Below are 9,731 nucleotides of genomic sequence, written 5' to 3' on the forward strand. Positions count from 1 at the left end.
CGGCACCGTGCACCGCCTCCGCCTCGTCGGCGAGGCGCGCGAAGTCGGCGGAGAGAATGCTGGGACTGATCTGAACCATGTGTCATGCCTATCATGAAATCGCAGGTCAGGGGCCTGATTATCCCCAGGGAAGCAGCATGCGGAGTCCGGGCGTCGCAAGCGGGATGATGCCATCCCCCCGCGTGACGCGAGCCACCGGCCCACATCAGCTCGTCGCCGACCGGGCTGTACGCGTCCTCCCGCACGGTCTTCAGCCTCGCCGACCGTGGTGAGGCTCCACGCCTGCTCGGCCGTACCGCCCGCAACCGCGTACCCGTGCCCGCTCTGCTGCTCGCGTCGAGCATCGGCCTGGCCACCGTCGTGGCCAACTACTTCCTGCCCACCCCGGCCGTCTTCGACTTCCTGCTGGACTCCTCCGGATCCATCGCCGTGGTGATCTACCTCGGGATCACCCTCACGCCGGAGGCCGGGTCCCGGGCCCGGGCCGATGCGGTGGAAGCCGGCGACCGGAATCGGTGAGGTGAGCGCTCAGAGCCAGCCGGGCACGACGAAGAACAGCCACGTGAGAGGCGGTGCGATGGCGACCATGCTGAATCCCCACACCATCAGGCGCCGGAACACGGTGTCCCGTTGCTCCTCCGGTGCGTTCGCGGTGACCAGCGCACCGCTGGTGGAGAACGGGGAGGAGTCCACCACGGACGAGGAGATCGCCAGGGCGATGATGAGCCCGACCGCACCGACGTGACCGCCCTGCAGGAACGGCACGGCCAGCGGGATGAGCGCGCCCAGGATGCCGGTCGTGGAGGCGAACGCGGAGACCACAGCCCCGATGAAGCAGATCAGCACCGCCCCCAGCAGCGGGGCGTTGATGGAGGCCACGCTGTCACCGAGGAAGTCGATGGTCCCGATGCGCTCCATCATGCTGACGAAGGTCACGATGCCGCAGACGAGCAGGACCGTGGACCATGCGCAGCGGTCCACCGCCCCCTTGGCCGACGCCGGGGAGACGAGCGTGAGCACCACGCTCACGGTCAGAGCCATCAGGCCGACGTCGAGGTCGAAGAAGAGAGATCCGACGACCAGGCTGACCAGGCCGAGCAGGGTCAGTATCCGGGTGCCGTCGAGGCGCAGGGGCTGATCCTCGAGGGTGCCTTCCGCGCTGCCGGCCGGCGCGGGTGCGGGCGTGTGGCCGGTGCCGCCCTGGGGTGCCACCGCACCGGAGCTCCCGCTGCCTCCCGCTGCCGGCTTGCCGTCGGAGCCGGCAGCGGCGGCTGCCGCCACCAGCGGACCACGATCCGGTTCACCGGGCTCCGCCGGGGATTCGTCCTCGGCACGCCGGCCGAGAAGGCTCCGCCCGCCGAAGAGGACGAAAACGACGAGGCTGAGCAGGACGTTGAAGAGGAACGAGCTGACGAAGAGCAGCGTGGGATTCCCGGCGAGGTCGTTTCTCGATACGACGCCGTTCGTGATGCTGCCGAAGACGCTGATCGGTGAAAAGCCTCCGGCGCTGGCACCGTTGATGATGAGCAGGCCCATGAGGACCGGGTTGATGCGGTAGCGCACACAGAAACCCATACCGATGGGGGCGATGATTCCGACGGCCGCCGGCACCACCGCTCCGGACCCGGTCATTACCGCCGTGACCAGGAACATCACCCACGGTATGAGCGCGATCCTGCCGCCTACGGCCTGGGTCGCCCGGTGGACCATCCAGTCCACGGTTCCATTGCTTTTCGCGATGGCGAACAGGAACGTGACGCCGACGAGTACGACGAACAGATCGCCCGGGAACCCGCCGAAGATGTCGTCCGCGGATTCACCGACGAATGCGGAACCGACCACAAAAGCGGCGACGATGGCGAGCGCGCCCATATGGACCGAAGTAAGGGTGGCGACGGCGAATACCAGCACCAGCCCGATAATGGATATGACGTGATCTGACACGAGGCTTCCTCGCCTTCGGTCGACGGCCACTTCGCAGGCGTGCCGGCACCTTTCTGAACGGGAATCAGGAACCTGCCGGTCCCGCGACTCCGCCCTCTGCGCGCGCTGTTGGGGCTCATTTACGCACGCAGGACTATTCCGTGATCCGGAATCCGGTTTTCGCCTTGGGCGAGTATGAGAGGGGTGCCGGGACGCGTCAAGGGTTCGCGACCGGATTCGTCTACTGCCCCCCGCCCGCTCCGCGGGTGTGGCCCAGTGCGGCGCTGACCTTCTTCGCCGCCTCGCTCACCAGGGCTCCGTAGGCCGGCACCGCATCCTCGGTCATGCGACTGGTGGGTACGTTGATGCTGATGCTGGCGACCGGCAGTCCGGCATCCCCGATCACCGCGGCCGCGACGGCCGAGACGTCCGTGCGCCACTCACCGCCGTTCGTCGCGTAGCCGCGTGCGCGTGTGTCGGCCAACTCCGTACGCAGCCGCCGCGGGTCGGTGATCGTGGCACCGGTGAAGCCCGGCAGCCCACCGGAGATGTACCGCTCGGCAGCCTCGGCCGGGTCGGCGGCGAGCACCGCCTTGCCGTTGGCGGACGCGTGCACGGGCAGATTCTGGCCCAACGGCAGGATGATCCGCACCGGTTGACCCGTCTCCAGCCGTTCCACGAGCACCACCTTGCCGCCCTCCCGTACCGCCAGATGAATCGTCTCGTCGGTACGGCGGCGCAGTTCCTCCATCACCGGCAGGGCGACGTCGCGCAGCCCGAGCTCGTCGGTGGCGTGCCGGCCGACGTGCAGCGCTTTGGTGGTCACCACCCATCGGGTGGGGGCGCCGCCGGTGGGGCGGATCCATCCGGCGGTGTGCAGCGTCACCAGGGTGCGCTGCACGGAACTCTTGGGCAGCTCCAGAGCCCGCGCCAGGTCGGCCACGCCGATCGGCTGCCGTGCGGCCACCTCTTCCAGCGCCCGGAGGGCGTTGACGACGTTCTGCATCCATTGACTCGTTCCGAAGGCGAACCCTATGCTCCGCTGTGCCGTCACACGATATAGCGTGCCACCTCACGGCACAACCTCTTCCGAGGAGTCGACCCATGACGCCGCGCACCGGTCGCCACTTCCTGCAGATCCCGGGTCCCACCAACGTTCCCGACCAGGTACTGCGTGCCATGGCCGCCCCCACGATCGACCACCGCGGCCCGGAGTTCTCGGCACTGACGCTGCGTCTCCTCGATGCGATCAAACCGGTGTTCGGCACCGACGGACCTGTCGTGATCTATCCCGCCTCCGGGACGGGAGCCTGGGAAGCCGCTCTGGTCAACACCCTCAGCCCCGGCGACCGGGTGCTCTGTTTCGAGACCGGGCACTTCGCCACGCTCTGGCGCGAGATGGCCCGCGCCCTCGGCCTCGAAGTCGACGGCGACTTCGTGGCCGGCGACTGGCGGCACGGCGCGGACCCGGACGTCCTCGCCGAGAAACTCGCCGCGGACAAGGAGCGGGCGGTCAAGGCGGTCTGCGTCGTACACAACGAGACCTCGACCGGGGTCACCAGCCGTATCGCGGAGATACGCCAGGCGATGGACGCGGCGGATCATCCGGCGCTGCTGCTCGTCGACACCGTCTCCTCGCTCGGCTCCATCGACTACCGGCACGACGAGTGGGGCGTCGACGTCACCGTGGCCGGTTCGCAGAAGGGGCTGATGCTGCCGCCCGGGCTGAGCTTCAACGCCGTCAGCCGCAAGGCGCTGGACGCCTCCCGTACCGCCCGCCTGCCCAAGGCCTTCTGGGACTGGCAGCCGATCATCGAGGCGAACAGGCTCGGCTCCTTCGCCTACACCCCGGCCACCAATCTGTTCTACGGCCTGGAAGAGGCTCTGCGCATGCTCGCCGCGGAAGGTCTGCCCAGCGTGTACGCCCGGCACGCCCGGCACGGCGCCGCCACCCGCGCCGCCGTCCGCGGCTGGGGCCTCGACGTGCTGTGCGCCGACGAACGGGAGGCCTCCGGGTCGCTCACCGCCGTGCTCGTCCCCGACGGCCACGACGCGGACAAGGTCCGCGGGATCATCCTGGACCGGTTCGACATGTCCCTGGGCGCGGGCCTCGGCAGACTCGGCGGCCGTGTCTTCCGTATCGGACACCTCGGGAACTTCAACGACCTGTCGCTGGCCGGGACGCTCGCCGGGGTGCAGATGGGGCTCGAACTCGCCGGAGTGCCCGTCGATTCGGGCGGTCTCGGGGCCGCGCTGGACCTGATGCGCTCCGAGTGACTCTCCCCGCCGGCGGCCGAGCGCGTACGACCCGTCATCCACACGTCCCTGGAGTCAGCGGCACATGACAGCGATCAGCGGCGACGTCACCGCAGCCCGGAACGCGGCGGCCCGTGATGTGGAGGCCCGGCTCCGCAAGGAGCTGGACGGCGACGTCCACTTCGACGACTACACCCGGCACCTTTTCTCCCGCGACGCGAGCATGTACGCGATCGAACCGCTGGGCGTGGCCTTCCCCCGCCACGCCGGTGATGTGCAGGCGGCGGTGGCGGCGGCCGGCGAATACGGCGTACCGGTCGTGCCGCGCGGAGCGGGCACCAGCCTGGCCGGCCAGACCGTCGGCCCCGGGCTCGTACTGGACCTGTCCCAGTACATGAACCGGATCGTGGAGATCGACGCGGACCGGCGGACCGCACTGGTCGAGACGGGCGTGGTGCAGGACCAGCTCAACCGGGCCGCCGCGCCACTGGGCCTGATGTTCGGCCCCGACACCTCCACCAGCAACCGCGCCACCCTCGGTGGGATGATCGGCAACAACTCGGCCGGCAGCGGGTCGATCCGCTACGGCATGACCATCGACCACGTACGCGAACTCGACGTCGTGCTCGCCGATGCCACCCAGGCGCGGCTGGCCCCGGTCGATGAAGAGGAGCGGGTTCGCCGCGCCGGTCTGCCGACCCTGGAGGCGCGCCTCTACGGCGAACTCCCCCGGATCGCAGGGGAGTACGCCGGGGCGATCGAGGCGGGATTCCCGGAGTTCTGGCGTCGCGCCGGCGGCTACCGGCTGGACCGGGTGGCCCGTTCGGTCCACGGGAACGACGGCTTCGACCTGGCGAAATTCGTCGTCGGCTCCGAGGGGACCCTCGTGGTCGCGACCCGGGCCCTCGTCGACCTGGTGCCCAAACCCACCCGTACGGTGATCGCCGTCGGGCACTTCGCCTCGGTCGCCGCCGCCATCGGCGCCACCGAGGACGCCCTGACCTGCGATCCGGGGGCGGTGGAGCTGATGGACCGTACGATCCTGGACCTGGCCCGGCAGAAGATCGAATACGCCTCGCTGAGCGGCATCCTCGAAGGCGATCCGGAGGCCCTCCTGTTCGTCAGCTTCACCGGCGACGACGAACGCGAACTGCTCGGCGGGCTGGAACGGCTCACCGCGCTCTGGTCACGCCACGGCCACGGCTATCACACGCTGAAGGCGGTCACGCCCGCCCAGCAGAGCTCCCTCCTCAAGGTACGAAAGTCCAGCCTCGGCCTGCTGATGGCCGCCGGCGAAGGGACCCGCCGGCCGCTGGCCTTCATCGAGGACACCGCCGTCGACCCCGTCCATCTCGCCGAATACACCGGCCGTTTCAAGGAGGTGCTGGACCGCCATGGTCTGAGCGCCGGCTTCTACGGCCACTGCTCGGTCGGCTGTCTGCACATCCGGCCCTTCGTCGACACGGCCGATCCCGCCCAGATCGCCACGATGCGAGCCGTCGCCGAAGAGATCAAGGACCTCGTCAAGGAATACGGCGGCGTCAACTCCAGTGAGCACGGCGACGGTCTGGCCCGCAGCGAGTTCAACCGCGAGATCTTCGGCGACGATCTCTACGAAGCGATGCGCCGGGTCAAGGGCCTCTTCGACCCGCACAGCCGCCTCAACCCCGGCAAGATCGTCGACGCTCCCGCCATGACCGACAACCTCCGCGACCCCGCCCTGCCGCCCGCCGGGCCGCTGCGCACCCGGCTGGACTTCGAGGTCGTCGGGGGCATGCGCGGCGCCGCGGACCGCTGCATGAACATCGGGCTGTGCCGCAAGAGCGACACCGGGGCGATGTGCCCCTCGTACATGGCGACGTACAAAGAGGAGGACTCCACCCGCGGCCGTGCCAACGCTCTGGTGAAGGCGCTCTCCGACCCGCGGCCCGAGCGCGCCTTGGGCGACGGGCGCCTACACGAGATCCTCGACCTGTGCCTGATGTGCAAGGCGTGCAAGAGCGAATGCCCGCTCGGCGTCGACATGGCCACCCTCAAGGCGGAATCGCTCTCCCACCATCACGACCAGCACGGAGTCCCCCGCAGATCCAGGATCTTCGGCTCCATCCGCTCGCTCAACCGGCTCGGCTCGGCCACCGCACCCCTGTCCAACCTCCCCGGGCGACTCCGTACCGTGCGAGCGCTGATGGACCGGTGGCTGGGCATCACCCCGGCCCGTCCACTGCCGGTCTACGTCCGCCGCAACCTGGTGCGCTGGTTCCGACGGCGCGGGGCCGCGGCGGCTCAGGCCCCGCTCGGCACGGTCACCTACCTCGCCGACTCCTTCACCACCTACACCGAGCCCGGTATCGGCCGCGCCGCCGTCGAACTGCTGGAACACTCCGGATGGCGGGTCTCGCTGGAGGCCCGGGGCTGCTGCGGCCGCGCCAACTTCTCCAAGGGCCTCGTCGACGAGGCCAGGGACCAGGCGCGCAAGCTGGCCGGGCTGCTCGCCGAAACGACCGAGCCGGGCTCGCCCGTCGTCGGCTGTGAGCCCTCCTGCCTGCTGACCCTGCGCGACGAACACCCGGCCATGCTGCCGCAGGACCCGGCCGTCCAGGACATCTCCGGGCGGGTCCGCCAGGTCGAGGAACTGCTCGCCGAGGCCATCGACGACGGCCGGCTCCGGCTGCGCGAGGACGCCTGGCCCGCCGGACGCAGAATCCTCTACCACGGCCACTGCCACCAGAAGGCCGAGGTCGGCACCGCGGCCACCGTGGCGCTGCTCGAGCGGATTCCGGGCGCGGAAGTCGTCGAACTGGACGCGGGCTGCTGTGGCATGGCGGGCTCCTTCGGATTCGAGTCCGAGCACTACGACGTCTCCATGACCGTCGGCAACGACCGCCTCTTCCCAGCGATCACCGCGGAACCCGAGGAGACCGTCCTCGCCGCCACCGGCGTCTCCTGCAGGCAGCAGATCTTCCACGGCACCGAACGCAGTGCCTGGCACCCGGTCGAGCTGGTGCGGGCGGCGCTGGAAGGAGAGATCCGGCAATGACCACCAGCCCTTCCGCCGACGCTCTCGACGGCATCCGCGTCCTGGACCTCACCCAGGTGATGGCCGGGCCGTACTGCACCATGCTCCTCGCCGACCTCGGCGCCGACGTGATCAAGATCGAGCCGCCCGGCTCCGGCGACCAGGTCCGCCGGTCCTGGGACGCCCCACTGCCCGGCCGTGACAGTCCGGCCTTCCACGCGCTGAACCGGAACAAGCGCAGTGTCACGCTCGACCTGCGGTCCGACGCCGGGCTGGCGGATTTCCGCCGGCTGGCCGCCGGGGCCGACGTCGTAGTGGAGAACTTCCGGCCGGGTGTCGCCGCCCGGCTCGGGGTGGACTACGAGGCCGTACGGCGTATCAGGGCGGACGTCGTCTACGCCTCGATATCGGGCTTCGGCCAGTACGGCCCGTACGCGGGCCGTCCCGGGTACGACCTGATCGCCCAGGGCATGGCGGGCGCCGTCAGCGTCACCGGCGATCCCGGCGGCATGCCCGTCAAGTGCGGACTGCCCGTGGGCGACCTCGGGGCGGGGATGCTGTGCGCCGTCGCCATCCTCGGCGCACACACCCACCGGCTGCGAACCGGAGAAGGCCAGTACCTGGAGACCTCCCTGTACGAGGCGGTGCTGGCCATGTCGGTGTGGGAGTCCACCGAGCTCTTCGCCTCCGGCCGGGCGCCGCAGCGGCTCGGGTCGGCGCACCGGATGTCCGCCCCGTACCAGGTGGTGCGGACCGCGGACGGGTACGTGACGGTCGCCGCCAACAACGAGCGTCTGTGGCACCGGCTGTGCGCCGCGCTCGGGCTGGGGCATCTGACCGACGACGAGCGGTTCGCCACCAACACCGCCCGCATGGAACACCGGGCGGAGCTGATCGCCCTGCTGGAGGGGCGGCTGGCGGCGGAGAGCACCGACGAGTGCGTGACCCGGCTGCTGGACGCGGGTGTGCCCGCCGGGCCGATCCTGGACTACGAACAGATCCTCGAGCACGACCCGCACGCCCGGGCGCGCGGCATGGTCGAGGAGTACGACCACCCCGTCGAGGGCAGGCGCCGGGTTCTCGGCTTCCCGGTCAAGCTCGGCCGCACCCCCGCCCGGGTGCGCCGCCACCCCCCGCTGCTCGGCGAACACAACGAGGAACTCCTGGGGGACGCGTGACCGACGCAGACGACCGGCCGTCCGTCGGCTGGACCCGGCAACCGGTGCCGGGCACCCGCTCGTACGCCGCGCACCTCACGCTGTCCAACCCACGTCGGCGCAACGCCCTGACCCTGGGCATGTACGACGAACTCGAGGGGGCCTGCGAGGAGATCGACGCGGACCCCGACGTCCGGCTGACGCTGCTCCGAGGCGCCGGTGGCCGCGCGTTCGCCGCCGGCACCGACATCCGCGAATTCCGTGGTTTCGCGACGGGCGAGGACGGCATCGCCTACGAGCGGCGCGTCGGCCGCGCCGTCGAACGCCTCGCCGGGCTGCGCATGCCCGTGATCGCCGTCGTCGAGGGCCCCGCAGTCGGTGCCGGCATCGCGCTGACCGCCTGCTGTGACCTGGTGCTGTGCACCCCGGACGCGGTGTTCGGCGCTCCCATCGCCCGTACCCTCGGCAACTGCCTCGCCCCGTCCGTCGTCGCCCGGCTGTACGCATCCCTGGGCAGGGCACTCACCCTGCGCGCCCTGCTCACCGCCCAGTTGATCACCGCTCAGGAGGCCCACGAGGCCGGCCTCGTACAGGCGATCGTCGAGCCGGACGACCTCGACGATCACGTCGGCAGGCTCGCCGCCGACATCGCCCGGTGCGCCCCGTTCACCCTCGCCGCCCTCAAGGAAGCCGACCGGCGAGTGCTCACCGCCTCGGCACCGGGCCCCGCCGACGACCTCTACGCCCGGTGCTACGGCAGCCGCGACTTCCGCGAAGGCGTCGCAGCGTTCCTGGACGGGCGGGCCCCCGACTGGCAAGGACGCTGAGGGCAGGAGGACACCGGGCACGGTCTGCTGCCGCCCCGCTCGGAGCCGGTCAGCCGGGCGGGCGGCGCAGCAGCGCGAGGTACATCGCGTCGGTGCCGTGCAGGTGTGGCCAGAGCTGGATGTCGGGGCCGTCGCCCAGGTCGGGGACGCCCGGCAGCAGCGGGCGGGCGTCGATCAGTTCGGCGCCGGTCTCCTCGCGCAGGTCGTCGACGACGGCGCGGGTCTCGGCCAGGTGGGGCGAGCAGGTCGCATAGCCGACGACGCCGCCGACCCGTGCGGAGTTCAGGGCCTGCCGCAGCAGATCGCGCTGGAGCGGCGCGAAGCCCGCCACGTCGTCCGGGCCGCGCCGCCAGCGAGCCTCGGGCCGGCGGCGGAGTGCGCCCAGACCGGTGCACGGGACGTCGACCATGACCCGGTCGAAGGTGCCGGGCCGCCAGGGCGGGCGGGTGGCATCGGCGGTGACGACCTGGTACGGGCCGGGGTTGCCGGCCAGGGCACGGGCGACGAGGCGGGCACGGTGCGGCTGCTTCTCGGCCGCGAGCACCGCGGCGC

General features: G+C 70.8%; 7 protein-coding genes and 2 pseudogenes. 5 read left to right on the forward strand and 4 right to left on the reverse strand.

Translation table 11 applies throughout. From position 1 onward, the window contains the following. Positions 1-79 (reverse strand): annotated as a pseudogene (locus tag ACRDP3_RS14400) (ribulose-phosphate 3-epimerase); the annotation flags it as partial. Between the two features lie 125 nt (positions 80-204). On the opposite strand from ACRDP3_RS14400, the gene ACRDP3_RS14405 reads away from it, so the two are divergent. Beyond that, entirely contained in the window at positions 205-519 is a 315-nt protein-coding gene (locus tag ACRDP3_RS14405; protein ID WP_431517329.1) for a hypothetical protein, read from the forward strand. A 9-nt stretch (positions 520-528) separates the two neighbouring features. On the opposite strand, the gene ACRDP3_RS14410 is transcribed toward ACRDP3_RS14405, so the two are convergent. Both ACRDP3_RS14410 and ACRDP3_RS14415 read right to left on the reverse strand, forming a co-directional pair. Next, positions 529-1,944, reverse strand: coding sequence for an SLC13 family permease (locus tag ACRDP3_RS14410; RefSeq protein WP_431517323.1), 1,416 nt, complete (start codon positions 1,942-1,944; stop codon positions 529-531). Positions 1,945-2,164: 220 nt separating this feature from the next. Beyond that, the gene (locus ACRDP3_RS14415) at positions 2,165-2,929 is read right to left on the reverse strand and encodes an IclR family transcriptional regulator (RefSeq protein WP_431517324.1); all 765 of its coding nucleotides are present in this window, start codon (positions 2,927-2,929) and stop codon (positions 2,165-2,167) included. A 98-nt stretch (positions 2,930-3,027) separates the two neighbouring features. On the opposite strand from ACRDP3_RS14415, the gene ACRDP3_RS14420 reads away from it, so the two are divergent. From ACRDP3_RS14420 to ACRDP3_RS14435, 4 genes are all read left to right on the forward strand, one after another. Beyond that, positions 3,028-4,200 carry a pyridoxal-phosphate-dependent aminotransferase family protein gene (locus ACRDP3_RS14420; RefSeq protein ID WP_431517325.1) on the forward strand — a complete coding sequence of 391 codons (1,173 nt, stop codon included), beginning with the start codon at positions 3,028-3,030 and terminating at the stop codon, positions 4,198-4,200. A gap of 64 nt (positions 4,201-4,264) precedes the next feature. Beyond that, the gene (locus tag ACRDP3_RS14425) at positions 4,265-7,216 is read left to right on the forward strand and encodes an FAD-binding and (Fe-S)-binding domain-containing protein (RefSeq protein ID WP_431517326.1); all 2,952 of its coding nucleotides are present in this window, start codon (positions 4,265-4,267) and stop codon (positions 7,214-7,216) included. After that, the gene (locus ACRDP3_RS14430) at positions 7,213-8,373 is read left to right on the forward strand and encodes a CaiB/BaiF CoA transferase family protein (protein ID WP_431517327.1); all 1,161 of its coding nucleotides are present in this window, start codon (positions 7,213-7,215) and stop codon (positions 8,371-8,373) included. Before ACRDP3_RS14425 ends, ACRDP3_RS14430 begins: the two co-directional genes overlap by 4 nt. Beyond that, positions 8,370-9,179: an enoyl-CoA hydratase gene (locus tag ACRDP3_RS14435; RefSeq protein ID WP_431517328.1), complete on the forward strand. Its 810-nt coding sequence runs from the start codon at positions 8,370-8,372 to the stop codon at positions 9,177-9,179. Before ACRDP3_RS14430 ends, ACRDP3_RS14435 begins: the two co-directional genes overlap by 4 nt. A gap of 49 nt (positions 9,180-9,228) precedes the next feature. Here ACRDP3_RS14435 and ACRDP3_RS14440 read toward each other — a convergent pair. Beyond that, a pseudogene (locus tag ACRDP3_RS14440) lies at positions 9,229-9,731 on the reverse strand (rRNA cytosine-C5-methyltransferase); the annotation flags it as partial.

It is taken from the genome of Streptomyces sp. (genome assembly GCF_050698815.1).
Classification (GTDB): Bacteria; Actinomycetota; Actinomycetes; order Streptomycetales; family Streptomycetaceae; genus Streptomyces.

Excerpts from the sequence above, each read along its gene's own strand:
- ACRDP3_RS14420 (WP_431517325.1), top strand. The coding sequence starts at position 3,028 with ATGACGCCGCGCACCGGTCGCCACTTCCTGCAGATCCCGGGTCCCACC.
- ACRDP3_RS14430 (WP_431517327.1), top strand. The coding sequence starts at position 7,213 with ATGACCACCAGCCCTTCCGCCGACGCTCTCGACGGCATCCGCGTCCTG.
- ACRDP3_RS14415 (WP_431517324.1), bottom strand. The coding sequence starts at position 2,929 with ATGCAGAACGTCGTCAACGCCCTCCGGGCGCTGGAAGAGGTGGCCGCA.
- ACRDP3_RS14425 (WP_431517326.1), top strand. The coding sequence starts at position 4,265 with ATGACAGCGATCAGCGGCGACGTCACCGCAGCCCGGAACGCGGCGGCC.